The sequence below is a fragment of the Streptomyces sp. NRRL F-2664 genome (genome assembly GCF_000719345.1).
Lineage (GTDB): Bacteria > Actinomycetota > Actinomycetes > Streptomycetales > Streptomycetaceae > Streptomyces.
On sequence record NZ_JOFX01000002.1, the window covers coordinates 229,475 to 251,430 of the forward strand.

General features: G+C 74.5%; 16 protein-coding genes. 7 read left to right on the top strand and 9 right to left on the bottom strand.

Annotated elements, in window-relative coordinates; all coding sequences use genetic code 11:
* Positions 1 to 89 precede the first annotated feature (89 nt).
* The 6 genes from IF89_RS0103330 to IF89_RS0103355 form a co-directional block, all read right to left on the bottom strand.
* On the bottom strand, positions 90 to 1,040 hold the full coding sequence (locus IF89_RS0103330; protein WP_078628082.1) for a glutamate ABC transporter substrate-binding protein: 951 nt from the start codon (positions 1,038 to 1,040) through the stop codon (positions 90 to 92).
* 242 nt (positions 1,041 to 1,282) lie between these two features.
* Complete coding sequence (locus IF89_RS0103335; protein WP_051806746.1) at positions 1,283 to 2,692, bottom strand: hypothetical protein; 1,410 nt, start codon at positions 2,690 to 2,692, stop codon at positions 1,283 to 1,285.
* Positions 2,693 to 2,900: 208 nt separating this feature from the next.
* Positions 2,901 to 3,887, bottom strand: a complete 987-nt coding sequence (locus IF89_RS0103340) for an N-acetylglucosamine kinase (RefSeq protein ID WP_030760810.1) — start codon at positions 3,885 to 3,887, stop codon at positions 2,901 to 2,903.
* A complete protein-coding gene (locus tag IF89_RS0103345) occupies positions 3,878 to 5,152 on the bottom strand; it encodes a 6-phospho-beta-glucosidase (protein ID WP_030760813.1) in 1,275 nt (424 codons plus the stop codon). Before IF89_RS0103345 ends, IF89_RS0103340 begins: the two co-directional genes overlap by 10 nt.
* Before the next feature lie 177 nt (positions 5,153 to 5,329).
* The gene (locus tag IF89_RS0103350; protein WP_051806747.1) at positions 5,330 to 6,610 is read right to left on the bottom strand and encodes an ROK family transcriptional regulator; all 1,281 of its coding nucleotides are present in this window, start codon (positions 6,608 to 6,610) and stop codon (positions 5,330 to 5,332) included.
* Positions 6,611 to 6,738: 128 nt separating this feature from the next.
* Positions 6,739 to 7,821 (bottom strand): mechanosensitive ion channel family protein, encoded by a 1,083-nt coding sequence (locus IF89_RS0103355; RefSeq protein WP_420706864.1) that lies wholly within the window; start codon positions 7,819 to 7,821, stop codon positions 6,739 to 6,741.
* 285 nt (positions 7,822 to 8,106) lie between these two features.
* Here IF89_RS0103355 and IF89_RS0103360 point away from each other — a divergent pair, with 285 nt between their 5' ends.
* Positions 8,107 to 8,649: an HNH endonuclease gene (locus tag IF89_RS0103360; RefSeq protein ID WP_030650158.1), complete on the top strand. Its 543-nt coding sequence runs from the start codon at positions 8,107 to 8,109 to the stop codon at positions 8,647 to 8,649.
* Between the two features lie 76 nt (positions 8,650 to 8,725).
* Here the strand turns inward: IF89_RS0103360 and IF89_RS0103365 are convergent, their stop codons facing one another.
* Entirely contained in the window at positions 8,726 to 11,740 is a 3,015-nt protein-coding gene (locus IF89_RS0103365) for a beta-N-acetylglucosaminidase domain-containing protein (RefSeq protein WP_030760821.1), read from the bottom strand.
* Positions 11,741 to 11,971: 231 nt separating this feature from the next.
* On the opposite strand from IF89_RS0103365, the gene IF89_RS0103370 reads away from it, so the two are divergent.
* Positions 11,972 to 13,978, top strand: a complete 2,007-nt coding sequence (locus tag IF89_RS0103370; protein ID WP_043192771.1) for a 4-alpha-glucanotransferase — start codon at positions 11,972 to 11,974, stop codon at positions 13,976 to 13,978.
* A gap of 20 nt (positions 13,979 to 13,998) precedes the next feature.
* Positions 13,999 to 14,241, top strand: coding sequence for a hypothetical protein (locus IF89_RS0103375; protein ID WP_030760827.1), 243 nt, complete (start codon positions 13,999 to 14,001; stop codon positions 14,239 to 14,241).
* A gap of 111 nt (positions 14,242 to 14,352) precedes the next feature.
* Here the strand turns inward: IF89_RS0103375 and IF89_RS0103380 are convergent, their stop codons facing one another.
* Positions 14,353 to 14,853 carry a MarR family winged helix-turn-helix transcriptional regulator gene (locus IF89_RS0103380; protein WP_030760830.1) on the bottom strand — a complete coding sequence of 167 codons (501 nt, stop codon included), beginning with the start codon at positions 14,851 to 14,853 and terminating at the stop codon, positions 14,353 to 14,355.
* Positions 14,854 to 14,960: 107 nt separating this feature from the next.
* On the opposite strand from IF89_RS0103380, the gene IF89_RS0103385 reads away from it, so the two are divergent.
* From IF89_RS0103385 to IF89_RS0103400, 4 genes are read left to right on the top strand one after another with little or no spacing between them, the layout of a single operon-like run.
* Positions 14,961 to 16,259 carry an MFS transporter gene (locus tag IF89_RS0103385; RefSeq protein WP_051806748.1) on the top strand — a complete coding sequence of 433 codons (1,299 nt, stop codon included), beginning with the start codon at positions 14,961 to 14,963 and terminating at the stop codon, positions 16,257 to 16,259.
* Positions 16,260 to 16,317: 58 nt separating this feature from the next.
* A complete protein-coding gene (locus IF89_RS0103390; RefSeq protein ID WP_030760834.1) occupies positions 16,318 to 17,250 on the top strand; it encodes an EamA family transporter in 933 nt (310 codons plus the stop codon).
* A 40-nt stretch (positions 17,251 to 17,290) separates the two neighbouring features.
* The gene (locus IF89_RS0103395; RefSeq protein WP_030760837.1) at positions 17,291 to 18,220 is read left to right on the top strand and encodes a DMT family transporter; all 930 of its coding nucleotides are present in this window, start codon (positions 17,291 to 17,293) and stop codon (positions 18,218 to 18,220) included.
* Positions 18,221 to 18,230: 10 nt separating this feature from the next.
* Positions 18,231 to 19,130, top strand: a complete 900-nt coding sequence (locus IF89_RS0103400) for a LysR family transcriptional regulator (RefSeq protein ID WP_030760839.1) — start codon at positions 18,231 to 18,233, stop codon at positions 19,128 to 19,130.
* Positions 19,131 to 19,287: 157 nt separating this feature from the next.
* On the opposite strand, the gene pepN is transcribed toward IF89_RS0103400, so the two are convergent.
* A complete protein-coding gene (gene pepN, locus IF89_RS0103405; RefSeq protein ID WP_030760841.1) occupies positions 19,288 to 21,885 on the bottom strand; it encodes an aminopeptidase N in 2,598 nt (865 codons plus the stop codon).
* Positions 21,886 to 21,956 lie beyond the last annotated feature (71 nt).

Sequence of the window (21,956 nt, forward strand, 5' to 3'; positions counted from 1 at the left end):
CGCGTCCGCGCCCGCGTCCTCGCGCGCCGTCCTACTCATCCCCGCGTCCGGTCTCGCGCCCGGTCCCGTGTCCGCCACCGCCACCGGCCTCAGCCGTCCCGGTACTTGGGTGCGGGCGGCGCGCTCACGCCGGGCAGCACGGGCTGGAGGTGCTTGAGGTACGCCTTCATCCACGGGCTGTCATTGCCGCCCGCGCGGTAGTTCTCCAGCACCTTGTTGACCCGCCGGACCAGGTCCGGAGCGTCCTTGTTCATCGCGACCCCGTAGAACTCGCGGGTGAAGGGCGAGCCCACCAGACGCACCGAGGGGTCCTGCGCGGCCTGGCCGGCGGCGAGGGCGTTGTCCGTGATGATGCCGTCGACCTGGTGCAGCTGCAGCCGGACCAGGCAGTCCAGCTGGTTGGCGACGGTGACCGGCTGTGCTCCGTACGACTGCGCCTTGAGCGCGCTCTCCGCAGTGGAACCGGCCGCGACGCAGATCCGCTTGTCCTTCAGGGAGGCGTCGTACCCGGTGATCGGCGACCCCTTGGGGGCCAGGACCTGCTGTCCCGCCTCGAAGTAGGCCGTCGAGAAGGCGACGTCCTCCAGCCGCTTGCAGTTGATGGTCATGGTCCGCACGACGATGTCGACGCGGCCCTCCTGCAGGGCGGGGATGCGCTGGCTGGTGGGGATGGCCCGGTAGATGACCGCGTTCTCGTCGCCCAGGATGTCCTTGGCGATGGCCTTGACCAGGTCGATGTCGAAGCCGTCGAGGCGGCCGCCCTCCGCGGTCTGGTTGCGGTACCCCCAGCGGAAGCTGTTCTGGTCCACACCCGCGACGAGCTTGCCCGCCGCCTTGATCCGCGCGATGGCCGCCCCGTCCACGTCGGACGGGCGCAGGCTGGCCTCGGGGTCCTGGCAGGTGTCGGTGAGGACCCATGGCGCCGCCGGGGCCGCCACCGCCGAGGCGGGTCGGCGCGGCACGCCCGGTGCGGTGTCCGGGGTCGCGTGGGCCAGCGGCAGCAGCACCGCCGCGGCCGTCACCGCGCAGGCGACGGCCATCGCGCTCACGCCGCCCCAGCCGCGCAGCCGTCCGGCGGCCCGCCGGAACCCGGACGCCCGGCCCCGGGTCCGCGTGCGGGCCCGGTGTTCCCCGAGCACCCCGTGATCCCCGAGCACGCTGTGTTCCTCACCCGCCCCGTGGTCTCCGAGTGCCTTGTGCCGCACGTGTTCCCCGTGCTGCGCACGGCGGTCGTACTCCCCTTGGCCCCCGGCGGCCCGCCTCGCCCGTATCCGCATCGCTCTCACCTGTACTCCGACAGCCTGCGCCCGATACCGAGCAGGGCCGCTGTCGCGCCGGCGACCACCAGGACCGCCGAACCCGTCACCAGGCCGCCCAGCGCGCCGATCCCGTCCCGGGCCGCGCGCGTGAACTCCCGCTGCTCATGGGCGACGGCCCGGTCCAGGGAGGCGTCCACCGTGTCGAAGGCGGCGCCGCTGCTCTCCTTGTGCTGCTCGTCGCCGACGACCTGGGACAGCGCGGCCTCGTAGTCGCCCTTCAAGTCCGCCTCCCGGGCCGCCGCGTGCCGCTGCTTCCACTGCTCCACGCCGTCCACGGCGCGGCTCACGGGCGACCGGCCGTCCTCGTCGTCGGCCAGCCGCAGCGCGGTCGCGAGCCCCGCGTCCAGCTGCTTCATGTTGTTCGCGAAGTCCACGTCGTACTTGTCGGACTTCTTGTCCTCGGCCAGTACGGCGCCCCGCGCGATCAGAGTCAGGTTCTCACTCGCGCGGGCCTGGAGGGAGGCGATCCGCGCGTCGTTGAGCACCTTCATCGACTCCTGCCCGTCCGTGCGGGCTTCACTCAGCGAGGAACGCGCCACCGTGTGGCCGACGGACAGCCAGAGCAGCACCACGGCGGAGGCCGCGGTCGCGGCCACCAGACCGTGGTTGAACACCCGGTTGGTGTGCCGGTAGTTGCGCCGCTGCGCCCACACCAGGGCGGCCAGGGCGAGCAGGCCGAGGCCCAGCGAGCCCACGGGCCAGGCGCGGGCGTCGTCGTCGTCGGTGTACAGCCGCCGGGTCTCCGCCTCGTAGAGCCGCTGGGCGGCCGGCAGCAGCTGGGTCGTCATCTGTTCGTTGGCGTAGCGGAGGTAGGCGCCGCCGAGCGGCAGGCCCTGTCGGTTGGTGGCCCGGGCCTGCTCGATCAGCCCGGTGTAGCGCGGCAGCTGCTCGCTCAGCAGGGTGATCTGCCGGCGGGACTCCTCGCTGCCGCCGGTGTTGGCGGCGGCACTCACCAGCAGGCGGGAGGCGTTGGCGATGTCCTTCTCGTAGCGCTCGCGGACCTCGCGCGGCTCCTGCGCGCCGAGCAGGAAGCCGCTGGAGGAGGTGGTGTCGGCGTCGGCCAACGAGCGGTAGATGCTGGCCGCGTCGGCGCTCAGCGGCTGGCTGCGTCCCACCACATCGTCGGCGGCGGTGGCCCGCTCGGCGACCTCCCACACGCTGACCATGCCGAACAGCATGATCAGGGCGGCCAGTACGGCGCCGATGATCCGCAGCCGGCCCGGCTCGGTGGTGGCCGCCTCGCGCAGCCGCTGCACTCCCTCGGACCAGGCGGTGCGCCGTCCCGGTGGCCCGCCGGGCGACGGCGCCGGCGCACCGGAGGGCGGCGCGGAGGCACCACCCCCGGGCGCGGGCGCGCGTGAAGTGATTGCCACGGTGACCTCCCCCTCGGTCCTGTCGTCCCCCAGTCGGCGCCGGGGGTCCCCCTGCGCAGCAGCAGTATGGCCGTAGTGCCGGTGGACCACAGCACCCGGTGCTGGATCCGGGGCGATCCGCCCCCGCGGGTGCCTTTCGTCACCCCTTCACCGTCAATACGTCCTTACGGGCGCAACGGTTCCAGACCGGGCGCCTCCCGGGGCCGGTTCACCCGAAATGGGCACGGAGATTTCCGTGGGACTGCGCCGAGGCCCCGACCGCGTCCAGGCCCAGCAGTGCGGCGCCCAGGACCGGGGGCGCCGTGACGACGGTGACGCGGGCGCGCGGGGCCCGTTCGGCGAGGCCCGCCGCGATCCGGTCGTCGAGCCGCGCGTGCCGGGCAGTCAGCACTCCGCCGCCCAGCACCACCGGCACCTCCTCGCCCAACAGTCCCAGCCGACCCAGCGCCACCACGGCCATGGCGACGACCTCGTCCGCCTGGCGGTCCACCAGCGACAGCGCCACCGCGTCCCCGGCGGCGGCCACCTCGAACATCACCGGCGCCAGTTCGTGCCGCCGTGCGGCCGGTACGCGGCCGAGGTGCAGCGCCTCGATCAGCGAGGCCATCGAGGCGTGGCCGAGACGGGCGGGCAGCGCCCGGGCCAGCTCCGTGGCCGCGCCCCGCCCGTCCTCCGCCCGGGCCGCGCACCACAGGGCCTCCTCGGCCAGCCCGCCCCCGCCGCCCCAGTCGCCGGAGATCCGCCCGATCGCGGGGAAGCGCGCGGTCCGCCCGTCCGGGGTCATGCCGACGCAGTTGATGCCCGCCCCGCACACGACCGCGACGCCGCGCGGCTCGGCGCCCGCGGGCAGTCCGGCGCGCAGCAGCGCGAAGGTGTCGTTGTGCACGGCGGTGGACCGCCCCCAGCCGCGGCGCCCGATCTCCTGCGCCAGCAGCCGCTCCTCCACCGGGAAGTCGGCGTTGGCGAGGCAGGCGGACACGTGCGCCGCGACGGGCCGGGCGCCGCCGGTGTGCAGCCCCGCCGAGGCCAGTGCCTCGGCGAGGACGTCCACGGCCGGCGCCACCCCGGTGCGGGGCGGCTGGAAGCCGCCGGCCCGCCCTTTGGCCAGCACGGACCCGTCGCGGCCGACGAGGGCGACGTCGGTCTTGCTGTTGCCCGCGTCGATCGCCAGGACCGGAGGGAGGGTCACGCCCATGGCAGGTGCTCCTTGTTGTGCGCGAGGAGCCGGTCGGTCAGCCCTTCGGCCAGGTCGTACTGGCCGATCAGCGGGTGCGCCAGCAGCGCCTTGAACACGCGGTCGCGGCCGCCCCGCAGGGCCGCGTCCAGCGCGAGGTCCTCGTACGCCGTCACGTGCTGGACCAGCCCGGAGAACAGCGGGTCCAGCCGCGGTACCGGCAGCGGTACGGGGCCGGTGCCGCCGGCGGCGCGGACGCGGGCCTGGACCTCGACGACGGCGTCGTCGGGCAGGAAGGGCAGGGTGCCGTTGTTGAGGGTGTTGACCACCTGCACGGCGGAGCCGGCGCCGCCGAGCAGTGCGGCCGCCAGGTCCACGGCCGCCTCCGAGTAGAAGGCGCCGCCCCGCTTCGCCAGCAGCGCGGGCTTCTCGTCGAGCGCCGGATCCGCGTAGAGGGCGAGCAGTTCGCGCTCCATCGCGGCGACCTCGGCGGCGCGCGAGGGCTTGGTCCCCAGTTCCCGTACGACGTCGTCGTGGGCGTAGAAGTAGCGCAGGTAGTACGAGGGGACGACGCCCAGCCGGTCCAGCACGGTCCGCGGCAGCCGCAGGTCCGAGGCGACGGCCTCCGCGTGCGCGGCGAGCAGGCCGGGCAGCAGGTCCTCGCCGTCCGGGCCGCCCTTGCGCACGGCCAGCTCCCAGGTGAGGTGGTTGAGGCCCACGTGGTCCAGGTGGACGTCGGCGGGAGCGAGCCCGAGCAGGGCGGCGAACTTGCGCTGCAGGCCGATGGCGACGTTGCAGAGGCCGACGGCCCGGTGCCCGTCCCGCAGGAGGGCCCGGGTGACGATCCCGACCGGGTTGGTGAAGTCGATGATCCAGGCCTCGGGGGCGGCCCGGCGGATCCGTTCGGCGATGTCGAGGACCACCGGGACGGTGCGCAGGGCCTTGGCGAGCCCGCCCGCGCCGGTGGTCTCCTGTCCGATGCAGCCGCACTCCAGCGGCCAGGTCTCGTCCTGGAGCCGGGCGGCCTGCCCGCCGACGCGCAGCTGGAGGAGGACCGCGTCGGCCCCGGCGACGCCCGCGTCGAGGTCGGTGGTCGTGGTGACGAGGCCGGCGTGGCCCTGCCGGGCGAGGATCCGGCGGGCCAGGGCGCCGATCGGCTCCAGCCGGTCGGCGGCCGGGTCGATCAGCACCAGCTCGCCGACCGGGAGGGTGTCGCGCAGCCGTGCGAAGCCGTCGATGAGTTCGGGGGTGTAGGTGGAACCGCCGCCCACCACTGCGAGTTTCAACGTCGTCAGCCTTTCACGCCGGTCGGGGTGACTCCCTCGACGAACGCCTCCGGGGCGACGGGGAGAGGGCGGTCACCGGGGCCGGGACCGGCACGGTCACGGCCATGGTCGGGGTCAGGTCCGTTCCGGTCGGGTTCCGGTCGGTTCCGCTCGGTGCGGTGCACCCCCTTGCAGGACTCAGTCCATGTCCGGGCGTCCAGCCGGGGGGACGGTCACAGGGGTGGATCTGTGGGGCCGGGAGGTGTCGAAGACCTCGTCGCGGGTGACGGCCAGCGCGCTCTCCAGCGCGCCGTGCAGGACGGGCCGCTCCAGGACTTCACCCGGGACGAGCGGGGGGCAGGACGGGGCCAGTTCGGCGAGCTCGGCCTCCAGCAGCGCGTGCAGCGGTCGGCCGCCGGCGCTGATCGCGGCCCCGGCCAGCACCACGACTTCCGGGTCCACTACGGCGACCAGCGAGGCGAGGCCCGTGGCCAGGGCGGTGGCGTACTCCTGGAGGAAGCGCAGGTGCGCCCCCTCGGGCGCGGCGGCGGCCCGCGCGAGCAGTGCGACGGCGGCCGCGACCGCCGGGCCGTACGGCGCGCCGGGTGGGGACGCGGTGGTGTCCGAGGGGGTCTCGACGCCCAGTTCCGCGGCGAGCCGGGGCAGCGCCGCCACGCCGGCCAGCTCCTGGTAGCCGCCGGAGTTCGCCCGGGTGACCCGGCGGACCAGGGGGCGGCCCGGCACGGGCAGGAAGCCCACCTCCCCCGCGCCGCCGGTCCGGCCGCGGTGCAGCCGCCCACCGAGGACCAGGGCGGCGCCGAGGCCCTGCTCGTTCCACAGCAGGACGAAGTCCTCGCGGCCGCGGGCCGCGCCGAGGCGCTGCTCGGCGACGGCGGCGAGGTTGACGTCGTTGTCGTACGCGACGGGCATCGGCAGGGCTGCCGCCAGGTCGTCGAGGAGGGTGGGGGAGTGCCAGCCGGGGAGGTGGCCGGCGTAGCGCAGCCGGCCGGTCTGCGGGTCGAAGGCGCCGGGCGTGGCGACGACCACGCGGTGCAGGTCCGAACGGTGCAGCCCGGCGGCCTCGACGGCCCCGTCGAGGGCCTCGGCCACCTGGTGCACGGCGTCGGCGCCACCGGCGCAGCGGACCTCGTGGGTGGTGACGACGGTGCCCGTGAGGTCGGCGACGGCCGCGAGGATGCGCTCCGGGGTGACGTCGAGGCCGCCGACGTACGCGGCCCGCGGGTTGACGGCGTACAGCTGGGCACTGGGGCCGGGGCGGCCGCCGTCCGTGCCGGTGGCCACGACCAGGCCGGCGGCCTCCAGCCGGGCCAGCACCTGGGAGGCGGTCGGCTTGGACAGCCCGGTCAGGTGGCCGATGCGGGTCCGCGACAGGGGGCCGTGCGCCAGGAGGAGGTCGAGAGCGGCCCGGTCGTTCATGGCGCGCAGCAGGCTGGGCGTTCCGGGTGTGGCGGCGGGCATGCGGCTCTCCTCACCGAGGTCTGTCAGGTAACTTTCCTATTGGTGTCGGCCCGTGTCAACGCCGCTGCCCCGCGGGCCGGGTCCGTGCGGACCCCGCCCGCGGGGCAGCGGGAGCAGTGGCGTGGAGGCTACTTGGTGATCCGCGGTCCGGACGGGGACGGGATCGGGGCGGTGGCCAGGGACTGCGGCGAGGCGGGGTTCGCCAGCGCGGAGGGCGCGGCGACGGAGGCCGTCGGGTCCGCCGGGGCCCCGTCCTCGTCGTCCGTGGCCGGCACGCCGCCGATGATCCGGATGCCCGCGGCGTCGAAGGCCTCCTTGATCCGCCAGCGCAGCTCGCGCTCCACCGCGAACTGCTGGCCCGGCATCGTCTTCGCGGACACCTTCACCGTCATCGAGGCGAGCAGCACCTCGTCCAGGCCCAGCACCTCCACCGGACCCCACAGGCGCTCGTCCCAGGGCGACTCCTTCGCCAGCGAGTCGGCGACCTGCTGCACCACCTCGCGGATCCGCGTGAGGTCCTCCGAGGGCTTCACCTGCACGTCCACGGTCGCGGTCGCCCAGCCCTGGCTGAGATTGCCGATCCGCTTGATCTCGCCGTTGCGCACGTACCAGATCTCGCCGTTGTCCCCGCGCAGCTTCGTCACCCGCAGGCCCACCTCGATGACCTCGCCCGACGCCACCCCGGCGTCGATCTTGTCACCCACGCCGTACTGGTCCTCCATGATCATGAAGACGCCGGAGAGGAAGTCCGTCACCAGGTTGCGCGCACCGAAACCGATGGCTACACCGGCGACACCGGCACTGGCCAGCAACGGGGCCAGATCGATCTTCAGGGCGGCGAGGACCATCAGCGCGGCCGTGCCGAGGATCAGGAAGGACGCCACCGACCGCAGCACGGACCCGATCGCCTCGGACCGCTGGCGGCGCCGCTCGGCGTTGACCAGCAGCCCGCCGAGCGCGGTGCCCTCGACCGCCTCGGCGCTGGTGTTCATCCGGTTTATGAGCTTGGTCAGCGCCTTGCGGACGACCGAGCGGACCACGGCGGCTATCACCACGATCAGCAGGATCCGCAGACCGATGCTCAGCCAGGTGGCCCAGTTCTGCTCGATGAAGCTGGCGGCCTCGGTGACGCTCTCCTGCGCCTCCTTGACCGAGGCGGGCGCGTCCGGGACATCGGCTGCCAGCGGCAGCAGAGCGGCGGGCCAGGGCACGACAGGAACCTCCAGATGTAGCGGTCTGCCCGCCGGGGGTCCCCTCGGACGGAGTCCGCGGGCGGATGTGCGGGGCAGACCATCCACACTAACGGGGCAATCCCTCCACCTTGGCGCCCTGTTCGAGGGAGAGACCAGACTCACCCGGGGATGACCGACTGTGGTTGAAAACACCTCGGACCCGTTACGGGCGAGTGGTGGCGCTTCGACCAGCCGTAAGGAGAGACTGGAGAGCAGATCGTCCCGGCGCGAGCCACGCGCCGCCGGCGTACAAGGAGGCAGTCCGTGCCGCACGTCCTGGTCCTCAACGCGTCGTACGAGCCCCTCGGCGTCGTACCGCTCCGCCGCGCGCTCGTCCTCGTCCTGGAGAACAAAGCGGTCTCCCTGGAGGAATCCGGCGCCTATCTGCACAGCGCGACAAGGGTCGTCCCCGCGCCCAGCGTGGTACGGCTCAAGCGCTTCGTGCGGGTCCCCTACCGGGGGCCCGTTCCACTCACCCGGCGCGCCCTGTTCGCGCGGGACGGAGGCCGCTGCATGTACTGCGGCGCCGTCGCCACCAGCGTCGACCACGTCATTCCGCGCAGCCGGGGCGGACAGCACGTCTGGGACAACGTCGTCGCGGCGTGCCGGCGCTGCAACCACGTCAAGGCCGACCGGCACCTGCTGGAACTGGGCTGGCGCCTGCGCCACCAGCCTGCCCCGCCCTCGGGGCTGGCCTGGCGCATCATCGGCACCGGGCACCGCGACCCCCGGTGGATGCCCTACCTGCAGCCCTACGGTGCCGACGACGCGCTGGAACGGATCGGGATCGGCGTCGCGGCCTCGTAGCAACCGCCGGACGGATCGCCCCGCCCCTGCGCTGCGCCGGCCGCCCGGAGGGCGGGCGGGACCGCGCGGCCACGACCTACGGCGTGACCGCGTAGGCCTCCGCCGACCACAGCGAGCAGCCGTAGCGCGTCGCACGGCGCTCGCAGGTCACCCGCAGGAAGCGGGTGTCCGCTGCCGGCGCGTCCAGCCGCAGGGACTCGCGACCGCCGCGGGACCCGGTGACGGACGCGGCCGGCCGCCAGGTCACCCCGTCGGCGGAGGTCTCCACCCGGTAGGCCGACGGGTACGCATCCTGCCAGTGCAGCTCCAGCCGTCCGACCCGGGCCGGGGCGGGCAGCTCCGCCTGCCACCACGCGCCGTCCGCCGCCGGTGACGACCAGCGGGTGGAGGGCGAGCCGTCCACGGCCGCCGAGGCGGGGAACGCGGCGGTCTCGTTCCCCGACGAGCTCGCCCGCGCCGTGCGCAGCAGATCCGGTCCGCCGGTCCGGGGCACCGCCCGCACCGTCAGCGTGCGGGTCTCCCCGTCGAAGGCCACCGGGATCCGGTAGCTGCCGGGCGGGGTGTTCGCGGCGACGAGGACCTCCAGCGGGATCGACGCCCGGCCGCCGCGCGGCACCACCGCGGTCTGCGGCAGGCGCACCTCTATGCCCGCCGGCGGCTGCGCCGTCAGCGGTCCGCGGACCTCCCCGGGACCCAGCGCGGACAGCTGCGCCGTGACCCGCTGCGCCGCGCCGCCGATCTCGGCGTCGGCCCGGCCGCCGTCCGCCAGCTCGAAGCGGGCCCGGGGGCCGTCCCCGAACCACGGGACCACCTGGTGCACCACGGGCGCGTCCCCGGCCCAGGCCAGGCGAACCGCGTCCGCGCGCAGGCCCGCCGTGTCGGCCTGGGTCCAGCCGGACGCCGCCGCGTCGGCGACCTTGCGCCAGCCCTCGCCCGGTATGTGGACCTCCACCACGGCGCCGCGCGTGCCGCCCCCGAGCGGGTCCGTCATCACTGTCACCGCCGACACCGGGCGTACGGCGTCCAGCCGGACCGTCCAGGACTGCCCGTCCTTCGCCACCGTGCCGGCCGTGCGGGCCAGGCCGGTCCAGGCGTCCGCCTCGGCCGCCGCCTGCTTCAGGAACGGATCCAGGACCGCCTTGTCGACCTGGGCCGGGCCCGGCTCGGCCAGCGCCCGGCGGGCCTCGGCGAGGGAGCGGGAGGCCTGCCAGGCGGCCGCACCGTCCCCGCGCGCCTGGGCCTGCAGGACGTCCACGGCCAGTTCGCCGGCCGTTCCGTACTGCGCGAGCCGCTCCATCCAGGGGCCCGCCTCGTCCGACAGGGCCGTCAGCCGGTCGGGAGTCTCGCGCATCACCGTGAACGCCTTGCGCAGGGCGGCCCCGGCCGCCGGATCCCCCGCGGCACGTGCCTTCCAGAACTGCTCCACCAGCGGCCGCAGGTACGCCGACTCCTCCTGCTTGAGCCCGGACGCGGTGGTGTTCCCGGCCAGCGCCGCCACCGCCTCGCGCTCGCGCGGGTCGGACCCCGACAGGTCGCGCACCGCCGCCTGCCACGACTCCCCGGCCCGGTAGCCGCGCGGGTTCCAGGCGAAGTCGGCAGCCGTGAAGAGCGGGATGCGCGACAGGACGGGCTGCTGCATGGCGTTGGCCAGCAGCGCCGCCGAACCGCCCGCCACCGCCGGTTCGCGGCCCGCGTAGGGGCCGAGGAAGATCCGGCCGGGATCCCAGTCGTTCACCGGGTAGTTGTCCATGGTGATCAGCGGCTGGTGTCCCAGCGCGGAGCGTGCCCCGGCCAGTTCCCGGCCCGTGATCGTGCGCGGTACGACCCCGACGCCCGTCCAGGCCACCTCCACCCGCGCGTCCAGCGTGCGGGCGAGTGCGGTCCGGTAGGCGGTGGCGCCCTCCTGGTAGTACTCGGTCGGCAGCAGCGACAGGGCGGGCGCCCCCGGGTACCGGGCGGCCAGGTGCGCGGCCAGTTCGTTCGCGACCTCCGCGTGCGCCTTCGCGGCCGCCTCCGGGCCCCTCCCGTAGCGCTCCCGGTCCGCCCGGCAGCCCCATTCGGTGTAACTGACGTCCTGGAACTGCACCTGGAAGGCGCGGAAGCCCAGGTCCCACATCGCGTCCAGCTTCCGGGCGAGCGCCGCCCGGTCGGCCGACGACGCCAGGCACATGGACTGTCCCGGCGTGACGGCCCAGGCCAGGACGACCCGGTTGGCGCGGGCCCGCTCGGCCAGCGCGCGGAACTCCTCCTGCTGCTCCCGCGGGTAGTCCTCGCGCCAGCCCGTCGTGCGGTACGTGTCGTCGCCGGGCGCGATCAGCAGCCGGTTCTGCTTGGTGCGGCCCATGAAGTCCACCTGGGCCAGGCGCTGCTGCTGGGTCCACGGCTGCCCGTAGAACCCCTCGGTGATCCCGCGCACCGGTGCGGCCGGCCAGTCCCGCACCAGGACGCCCGGTACCTTCCCGCGGTGGGCGGCGAGCAGCTGACGCAGCGTCTGCGCCGCGTGGAAGAGCCCCTCCTCGCCGACGCCGGCCAGGGCGACCGTGTCGCGCCCGCCCGGCCGTCCCACGGCCAGCCGGTAGCCGCCGTGCGGCAGGTCCGCGGCCCCGGTCGCACCGAGCGCCAGCAGTGCCTCCTGGGCGGCCGCGTCCTGGAGCCGTACGAGGGTGCCCCGCTCGGGCAGCGGCTCCCCGGGCCCGGGCTCGTGCAGGGTCTTCACGCCGGCCCGGCGCAGGGCCTCGCGCACCACCTGGACCGCGTACGGATCCGCGTCGGCGGGGGCCACCAGTACGGCCTCCGTGCCCAGCGCCAGCTCGCGTGCCTGATCGGCGGCCATCGACTGCGGCCGGGGCCACACGGCGGGCCCTTCGGAGGCTGCCCGGGGGGTGTCGCCGCCGGGGTCGAGCACGGGGCCGACGGCGCCGTTCGCGCCGACGCCGCCCGCACCGGCGGCCCCCGGGGCGGGTGTCGGCACGTCCGGCACGGAGGGGCCCGCGAGGAAGCCGGGCGGCGCGGAGGCCACGGCGCCGCCGAGCAGCGACCCGATCACCGCGATGGCGGCGGCGGTCGACCGTTTCCTGCCCCTGAGCTGCACAGAGCCTCCTCGTCCCGAGACGTCCCCCACTCGCACGAATGAGCCCGAGCCCACCACCCGTGCGGCTTGAGTGTCAATGCGGGTGGGTGATCTGCCCCGGATGCGACAGGAATGCGATCCCTCCGAGTGGGTATGGCTGCGGTGTTCCCCGGCGGCGTCCCGCTTCTGTGCTCCACGCTTCTGACCCACCCTCATCCCCGCCTGCCCGCACGCACGAAGGAGCGCCCGTCCATGGACGACCTGGCCCGGCTCGCCGCCCTCCACGGCATCGCCACCGCCTACCGGCCCGCAGCGGACGTCACCGTCCCGACCCCCGAGGCCACCGTCAGAGCCGTCCTCGGCCTGCTCGGCGTGGCCGTCGGCGACCCCGAGGACCTCCGGGCGCAGGCCGACCGGGCCGAACGGGAGCAGGCCGAACGGCTCCTCCCGCCGACGGTGGTGCACTGGCGGACGGAGGGCGCGCCCTCCGCGCAACCGCCCGTCCTCGCGGCGCTGCCGCCCGGCACCCGGATCCGGGTGGTCCTGGAGGACTCGGGCGCGAGCGTGCCGTGGAGTCCCGGGCTGCCCCTGGGCGTCCACCGGGTGAGCGCCGAGTCACCGGACGGACGCAGTACCGAGGCCGTGCTCGTCGTCGCCCCGGACCGGGCCCCCGCCGCACCAGAACGGGCCCACGGGCTGCTCGTCCAGCTCTACTCGCTGCTCTCGGACCGCTCGTGGGGCATGGGCGACCTCGCCGACCTGGCGGAGCTGGCCCGCTGGGCCGCCCGGACCCACGGCGCGGACTTCATCCAGGTCAACCCGCTGCACGCGGCCGTGCCGGGCGCCCCGACGGACCCCTCGCCGTACCGGCCGTCCTCGCGCCGCTTCCCCGACCCCGTCCACCTGCGCATCGAGGACGTCCCCGAATACGCCGACTGCCCCGAGCGCGGGGCACTCGCCGACCTGGCGGCGCAGGGCGGGCAGCTGCGCCGGGAGGTGCTGGAGAAGGGTGCGCTGATCGACCGGGACGCGGTCTGGGACCTCAAGCGCCGGGCCCTGGAACTGCTGTACACCGTCCCGCGGACCGCCGAACGGGAAGCGGAGTACGGGCGGTTCTGCGCGGAGCAGGGCGCCGCGCTGGACGAGCACGCGGCCTGGTGCGCGGCCGCCGCGGGCGAGGAACCGGGGCGGCGGGCCGACTTCCACCGGTGGACGGTCTGGCTGACGGACGGCCAGCTCGCCGCCGCCCAGCGGGCCGCGCGCGGGGCGGGGATGGCCGTCGGCATCGTGCACGACCTCGCCGTCGGGGTGCACCCCGACGGCTCCGACGTGGTCACGGGCTCCTTCCACGCCCGCGACACCTCGGTCGGCGCCCCGCCGGACGCCTTCAACGCGCGTGGCCAGGACTGGGGTCTGCCGCCCTGGCGGCCGGACCGGCTGGCCGCCACCGGCTACGCGCCGTTCCGGGCCCTGCTGCGCGGGGTGTTCCGGTACGCGGGCGCGCTGCGCATCGACCACGTCATGGGCCTCTTCCGGCTGTGGTGGATCCCCGAGGGGACGCCGCCCGCCGAGGGCACGTACGTCGGCTACGACGGCGAGGCCATGCTGGCGGTCCTGGTCCTGGAGGCCCACCGGGCCGGTGCCCCGGTCATCGGCGAGGACCTCGGGACGGTGGAGCCGCACGTGCGCCGCGAGCTGGCCCGGCGCGGGGTGCTCGGCACGTCGGTGCTGTGGTTCGAACGGGACTGGGCGGGCGACGGCGGCCCGCTCGCCCCGGAGGCCTGGCGGGCGGACTGCATGGCCACCGTCACCACCCACGACCTGCCGCCCACGGCGGCGAAGCTGGCCGGCGGCCATGTGGAACTGCGCGACCGCCTCGGCCTGCTGACGCGGCCGGCCGAGCAGGAAAGGGCCGAGGACGCCGCCGACACCGCCGAGTGGCTGGAGCTACTGGACGGGCTCGGCCTCGACACCAAGGGCGAGGAGGCAGCCGTCCAGGCCCTGTACGGCTTCCTGCTGCGCACCCCCGCGCGCATGGTCGGCGTATGGCTGCCGGACGCGGTGGGCGACCGGCGGCCGCAGAACCTTCCGGGCACCTGGGACCAGTACCCCAACTGGCGGCTGCCCCTCGCCGATGCCTCGGGCAAGCCCCTGACCCTGGCCGAGCTGATGGCCTCCCCCCGGGCGAACGCGCTGCTCAGCGCGGTCCGGGAGGGGGCGGGTCCCCGTACGGCACCCCCGGGCGCGCGCCGCGTTTAGGTGTTCGCTACGTTTGCACCGTGGACAAGAAGAACGCTCTGCGCGCCGGCGCCGTCTCGGCCGGAACGACGCTGATGATGCTGCTGATGACGTCTCCGGCCCTCGCGCTGACCCGCGACGACGGCGACGACCCGGGCCCGGGCCTGAGCATCGGCGAGACGCTCGGCCTGTACGTGGCCCTGCCGCTCGTGATTTTCCTGGTCATCGTGGGCCTCGTGATGGTCCTCGACAAGTCGGACAAGCCGCAGAAGAAGCAGGCCTGACCCGCTGCGGCCCCCTCGGGGGTCGCAGCCGCGTGACCTCCCCGGGCGCCGGGGGTCCGCACCGCCGATCCTCGTCGGCCGTGCGTCGACCCCCGGCGCCCGGTCATGTCCTCAGACGCCGGCCAACAGCTTGCGGAGCAGCCCGGTCAGCCGGCCGACCTCCTCGTCGGTGAGCCCGGTGAGTGCGGCGCGCTGCACCTCCAGGCCGGCGGTGACGGCCTCGTCGATGAGCGCGAGGCCGCGATCGGTGATCGTCACCTGCAGTCCCCTCCGGTCGTGCGGATCGGGCTTGCGGCACAGCAGCCCGGCCTTCTCCAGCTTGTCCAGCCGCCCCGTCATACCGCCCGTCGTCAGCATGAGCGTGGCCGAGAGCTGGCGGGGCGAGAGCGTGTACGGGGCGCCCGAGCGACGCAGTGTGGCGACGACGTCGAACTCCCCGCGCGAGATGCCGAAGCGCTGGTAGCGCTCCTCCATGGCGTCGCCCATGGCCTTGGCGATCCGGTAGATGCGCCCGAAGACGGCCATGGGGGTCGTGTCCAGGTCGGGGCGCACGGCGAACCACTGGGCCGTGATCGCGTCGACCGCGTCCGGCGGGTCCTTGTCCTCACTCATGAACGCAGTATTCCGGCTCGGCAGGATCGGTCGCAAGAAAGTGGCTTGACGGTAAGTAGCTTAGCGGTAAGCTACTTACCGGCAACTGAATCGGGGGAGGGACCGTCGTGGCAGTGTTCAGGGACAGGACGCCGACAACCGGGGAGGCGAAGGTCGCGGGGGAGCGGTCGCTTCTCCTCGGCATCGGTATCGGCGCGATCGGGACCGGCATGTACGTTCCGTTCTCGCTCGTCTTCTTCCACCACGTCACCGGCCTCTCCTTCACCCTCGTGGGCCTGGTCCTGACGGTCACCGCGGTGGCCGGGCTGGCCTTCATGCCGCTGGCCGGCTCGGCCGTCGACCGGTTCGGCGCCCAGCGGCTCAGCCTGCTGCTCCACGCAGTCCGGGCGGTCGGCTTCGCCCTCTACCCCTTCGCCGGCTCCCTGCCCGCCTTCGCGGCCGTCGCCCTGGTCACCGCGCTCGCCGACCGCTCCTTCCCCGTCGTCCAGCAGTCCCTGATCGGGGAGGTGGCGCACGGCCCCGCCCGCGACCGGCTGCAGGCCTCCACCCGGGCCCTGCAGAACGCCGGGATGGGCGCGGGCGCCCTCCTCGTCTCCGGAGTGCTGGCGCTGTGGGGCACCGGCGGATTCACCGGCACCGCCTGGGCCAACTCCGCGGCCTTCGCCCTCGCCGGACTGCTCGTCGGCCGGGTCCGCCCGGTCCCCGCCGGGCCCTCCGCCGGGCGGCCGGCCGCCGGCTACCGGATGGTCCTGCGCGACCGCCCCTTCCTCGGGCTCACCGCCGCCAACTTCCTCACCGCACTCGGCTACGCCGCCCTCTCCGTGCTCTTCCCGCTCTACCTCTCCACCTGGCTGGCGGCCCCCCACTCCCTCACCGGAGCCGCCTTCACCCTCAACACCGCCCTGTGCGCCGGTATCGGCGTGCTCGTCGCGGGCCGGGTCCGCCGCTCCGGCGCCCGCCGCACCCGCTCGGCCGCCCTCGGTGCGGTGCTCTTCGCCGCCGCCTTCCTCGGACAGATCGTCCTCGGCACGCTGCGCCCCGGCCAGAGCGCCACCCTGGCCGCCCTGCTGGTCATCGTCGTCGTCTACACCCTGGGCGAACTAATGCACAGCCCCTCCGGCGGCGCCCTGTCCGTCTCTGCCGCCCCCGAACCGCTCCGCGGCCGCTACCTGGCCACCTACCAGCTGTCCTACGCGCTGGCCACCGCCCTGGCCCCCTCCCTCTTCACCGCCCTGCTCGCCGTGGACGGCCGCCTGCCCTGGGCCGTGCTGGCCGTCGCCGCGCTCGGCGCCGCCCTGGCGCTGCTGCGGCTGGAGCGCCACCTGCCGGCCGAGGCCGTGCACGCCGAGCCCCCCGGCACGGCGGCGGTCACCGCGGGCCGCCGGCCGGCCGCGGCCACCGTCTGAGCCCCGGCGCCCGGTGCCCGCAGTCCCCTTTGCCACCCGCCCCGAGGAGCCGTCCGCCATGAAGCGTCCCGCCGTCGTCGCCCTGACCGCCCTCGCCCCCGTCTCCTGGGGCTCCACCTACGCCGTCGCGTCCGAACTGCTCCCCGCCGACCGGCCGCTGTTCACCGGCGTCATGCGGGCCCTGCCCGCGGGACTGCTCCTGACCGCCCTCGCCCGTACGCTGCCCAAGGGCGAGTGGTGGTGGAAGTCCGCGGCCCTCGGCACCCTCAACATCGGCGCCTTCTTCCCGCTGCTGTTCCTCTCCGCCTACCGGCTGCCCGGCGGCGTCGCGGCCGTACTCGGCTCCGCCGGGCCCCTGTTCGTCGTGGGCCTCGCCGCCCTCGTCCTCGGGGAGCGCGCGAGCCTGCGTACCGTCCTGGCCGCCGTCGTGGGGGCGCTCGGGGTGAGCATGGTGGTCCTCACAGCCGAGGCGGCACTCGACGTGGTCGGCGTCTTCGCCGGCGTGGTCTCCTCCGCCTCCATGGCCGCGGGCACCGTCATGACCAAGCGCTGGGGGCGCCCCGAGGGTGTCGGGCCGCTGGCGATGACCGGCTGGCAGCTCACCGCCGGCGGGCTGGCCATCGTCCCGGTCGCGGCCCTCGTCGAAGGCGCGCCGCCCGCGCTCGACGGTGGGGCCCTCCTCGGCTACGGCTACATGATGCTGATCAACACCGGCCTCGCCTACTGGCTCTGGTTCCGCGGCATCGGACAGCTCAGCGCCACCTCGGTCACCCTGCTCGGGCCCCTCTCCCCGCTCACCGCGGCCGTCATCGGCTGGGCGGCCCTCGGCCAGGCGCTCACCGCCGTCCAGGTCGCCGGCATGGCGATCGCCTTCGGAGCCACCCTCGCCGGGCAGCTCGCGACGGCGCGCACCCGACAACCGTTCAGTTTGCCTGAAGAGAATGATCGAAACATTTCGATGGACCTGACAGATGGGCGGGTGCGACGGTAGGTCCCTCACCACCCGACCGACCCCGAGGGGGAGACGCACAGTGGCCGTCACGGACCGCGCCCGCACCGTTTCGCACGCCGGACCCCTCAGCACCGGCACGCCGGGTGCCGCCGGGTTCGGCGTGCTCCTCGCCCTCCTCGCGACGGTCGTCTGGTCCGGCAGCTTCGTCGCCACCCGCGGCATGGCCGACAGCGTCCCGCCCGTCCAGGCGGTCTTCTGGCGCTGGATCATCGCCCTGCTCGCCGTCGCGCCCTTCGCCGCCCGCCAGGCCTGGGAGCAACGCGCCCTGATCCGACGCCACCTGCGCTTCGTCGCCCTCGCCTCACTGTTCGGCGTCACCCTCTACAACACCCTCGTGCACCAGGCCGGACTGACCACGTCCGCCTCCAACATGGGCATGATCATGGCGGCCTCGCCCGTCATCATGGCGCTCTACGCCCGCCTCGGCGGCGAGCGCCTCGGCGCCCGCCGGACCGCCGGCATGCTGCTCGCCGCCCTCGGCGTGCTGCTGCTCGTCGGAGACGGCTCCATCGGCCTCGACCTCGGCGCCGGCGACCTGTGGATGTTCGCCGCCGCCCTCTCCTTCGCCACGTACAGCGCCCTGCTCAGGCGCAAGCCCGCCGAACTCGGCGGACTGGCCTTCCTGATCACCACCTTCGTCCTCGGCGCGCTGATGCTGGCCCCCGCCTACGCCGTCTCCGTCCACGTCCAGGGCGGCTTCGCGGTCACCGCCGGCACGGTCGGACCGCTGCTGTACGTCGGGGTGTTCTCCTCCGCCGTCGCCTTCTTCGCCTGGAACAAGGCCGTCTCGGTGATCGGCGCGGCCCGCGCGGGAGTCGTCTACTACCTCCAGCCGGTGTGCGTCGCCGGACTCGGCCTGCTGCTGCTGGGCGAGCCGACCGGGCCCGTGCAACTGCTCTGCATGGCGCTGATCCTCGGCGGGGTCGGGCTGGGAAGTGCCCGGCGGTAGGTTCGGGCCCATGACCGAGTGGGACATCAAGAAGCTGCGGATCCTGCGCACCCTCGCCGAACAGGGGACCGTGACCCGGGCGGCCGAGGCCCTGCACATGACGCCCTCGGCCGTGTCGCAGCAGCTGACGAACCTCGCCCGGCAACTGGGGGTGGTCCTGCTGGAGGCGCAGGGCCGCCGGGTCCGCCTCACCGACGCCGCCCACCTCGTACTGCGGCACGCGGAAGCGGTGTTCGCCCAGCTGGAGCAGGCCGACGCGGAACTGGCGGGCTACCTGGCCGGGGACGTGGGGGAGGTACGGGTCGGCGCGTTCTCCACCGCCGTGCCCGCGCTGGTGGTCCCGGCGGTGGCGCACCTGCGCACGGCCCACCCGGGGGTGGAGGTCCGGGTCCGCGAGACCGAGGCCGCGGAGTCGTACGAGCTGCTGTCGGCCGGGGGAGTGGACCTCGCGCTGTCGCTGGCCGCCCACGCACCCACCGCCCGGGACCGGCGGTTCACCCGCGTCACGCTGATGGAGGACCCGCTGGACGTGGCGCTGCCGCCGGGGCACCCGCTCCGGGACGCGGCGGACCTGCGGTTGGCGGACCTGTCCGGGGATCCGTGGATCTACGGGGGCAGCGGCCCGTGGTCGCAGATCGCGCGGGGCGCCTGCGAGGCGGCGGGATTCGTCCCCGAACAGGCCCACTCCGCGTCGGGCTGGACCGCGATCCTGGCCATGGTCGAGGCGGGGATGGGCGTGGCCCTGGTCCCGCGGATGGTTTCCAGCCGGGCGTCGGGGGTGGCGGTGCGTGTGCTGTCGCAGGACCGGCCGACGCGGCACGTGATCGCGGCCGTCCGCCGCGGCGCCGAGTCCGCTCCCGCGGTGGCGCACGTCCTCACGGCCCTCCGGTCCGCCGCCGCGCGCCCCTGACCCCGCGCTCCCGGGGCTCTGCCCCCGTGCCCCGAGCGCCGGCGAGGCCGAAAGAGCGGACCCCGCGCCCCGAACGCCGGGCGGCTGGTGGATCCAGCCCCGCCGGCGTTTGAGGCGCGGGGGTCCGGGGGCGGAGCCCCGTATCGGGCCCGGGGCCCTAGACCTGAGCGGCAGCGGCAGCCGCAGCGGCGTCGGCCGCCTGGGCCTTCAGCGCTCGCTCGACGCCCGCGCGGGACTCCGAGACCAGCCGCCGCAGCGCGGCGTTCGGCTCTGCGGAGGCGAGCCACGCGTCCGTCGCGTCCAGCGTCTCCCGCGAGACCTGGAGCGCCGGGTAGAGGCCCACCGCGATCTGCTGGGCGATCTCGTGGCTGCGGGTGTCCCAGACCTCCTTGACCGCCGCGAAGTACTTCTCGGTGTACGGCGCCAGCAGCTCGCGCTGGTCGGTCTGCACGAAGCCGCCGATCACCGCCTCCTGCACCGCGTTCGGCAGGTCGCCGGACTCCACCACCGAGGCCCACGCCCCGGCCTTGGCCTCCGCCGTCGGGCGGGCCGCCCGCGCCGTCGCCGCGTGGCGCTCGCCGGCCGCCGTCGCGTCCCGCTCCAGCTCCGCCGCGATCGCCGGCTCGTCCGCGACACCCGTCGCGGCCAGCCGCTCCAGGAACGCCCACCGCAGCTCGGTGTCGACGGCCAGGCCCTCGATCTCGGCCGAGCCGTCCAGCAGCGCCGACAGGAAGGCCAGCTGCTCCTGCGTCCGGGCGGTCGCCGCGAAGGCCCGGGCCCACGCCAGCTGGTGGTCGCCGGCCGGCTCCGCGGCGCGCAGGTGCTCCAGAGTGGCCTCGGTCCAGGCCGCCAGGCCCTCCTCCCGCCACGCCGGGTCGGCGTACAGGTCGATGGCCAGCTTCACCTGCCGGTGCAGGGACTGCACGACGCCGATGTCGGACTCCTTGCCGATGCCCGAGAGCACCAGCGAGAGGTAGTCGCGGGTGGCGAGCTCGCCGTCACGGGTCATGTCCCAGGCCGAGGCCCAGCACAGGGCGCGCGGCAGCGACTCCGCGAAGTCGCCGATGTGGGCGGTGACCGCCGCGAGGGACTCCTCGTCGAGGCGGACCTTCGCGTACGACAGGTCGTCGTCGTTCAGCAGGACCACGGTCGGGCGGGCCCGGCCCACCAGCTCCGGCACCGTCGTCAGGGCACCGTCGATGTCCAGCTCGATCCGGTCGGTGCGCACGAGCGCGCCGTCCTGGAGCTCGTACAGGCCCACGGCGATGCGGTGCGGGCGCAGGGTCGACTCGCCCTTCGCCCCGGCGGGCAGCGGCGGCGCCTCCTGGCGGATGCCGAAGGCGGTGATCACGCCGTCGGCGTCGGTGGTGATCTCCGGGCGCAGGACGTTGATGCCGGCCGTCTCCAGCCACGCCTTCGACCAGGCGGTCAGATCGCGGCCCGAGGTCTCCTCCAGCGCGCCCAGCAGGTCCGACAGGCGGGTGTTGCCGAAGGCGTGCGCCTTGAAGTAGGCCTGCACGCCCTGGAAGAACGCGTCCGTGCCGACGTAGGCGACGAGCTGCTTGAGCACCGAGGCGCCCTTGGCGTAGGTGATGCCGTCGAAGTTGACCATCACGTCGTCGAGGTCGCGGATGTCCGCCATGATCGGGTGCGTGGACGGCAGCTGGTCCTGCCGGTAGGCCCACGTCTTCATCGAGTTGGCGAAGGTGGTCCACGCGTGCGGCCACTTCGAGCCCTCCGCGTACGCCTGGCACGCGATGGACGTGTAGGTGGCGAACGACTCGTTCAGCCACAGGTCGTTCCACCACTCCATGGTGACGAGGTCGCCGAACCACATGTGGGCGAGCTCGTGGAGGATGGTCTCCGCGCGCACCTCGTACGCAGCGTCCGTCACCTTCGAGCGGAAGACGTACTGGTCGCGGATGGTGACCGCGCCCGCGTTCTCCATCGCGCCCGCGTTGAACTCCGGCACGAAGAGCTGGTCGTACTTGGCGAACGGGTAGGCGTAGGCGAACTTCTCCTGGAACCAGTCGAAGCCCTGCCGGGTCACGTCGAAGATCGCGTCCGCGTCGAGGAACTCGGCGAGCGAGGGCCGGCAGTAGATGCCGAGCGGCACGGACTGGCCGTCGGGGCCCTCGTAGGAGCTGTGCACCGCGTGGTACGGGCCGACGATCAGGGCGGTGATGTACGAGGAGATGCGCGGCGTCGGCTCGAAGCGCCAGACGTTGTCCTTGACGTCCGCGGGCTCGGGCGTCGGGGAGTTCGAGATGACCGTCCAGCCCTCGGGGGCCTTCACGGTGAACTGGAAGGTGGCCTTCAGGTCGGGCTGCTCGAAGCTGGCGAAGACCCGCCGCGCGTCCGGCCCCTCGAACTGGGTGTAGAGGTAGGCCTGCTGGTCGACCGGGTCGACGAAGCGGTGCAGGCCCTCACCGGTGTTGGTGTACGCGCAGTCCGCGACGACCCGCAGTTCGTTGGCCCCGGCCGCGAGGTGCGCCAGCGCGATCCGGGAGTCGCGGAAGACGGCCGCGACGTCGAGCGACTTGCCGTTGAGGACGACCTCGTGCACCGCGGGGGCGACCAGGTCGATGAAGGTCTCCGCCCCGGCCTCGGCCGACTGGAAGCGCACGGTGGTCACGGACGGGTAGGTGCCGCCCTCCTGCGCACCGCTGAGATCGAGTTCGATCTCGTACGAGTCGACGGTGAGCAGCTTCGCACGCTGCTGAGCCTCTTCACGGGTGAGGTTCGTGCCTGGCACGCGGTCATCTCCTTCGATGGTGACGTTGCCCCGCCATCCTTCCACGGGGGGACGGGTCACCGCCCCGGAGT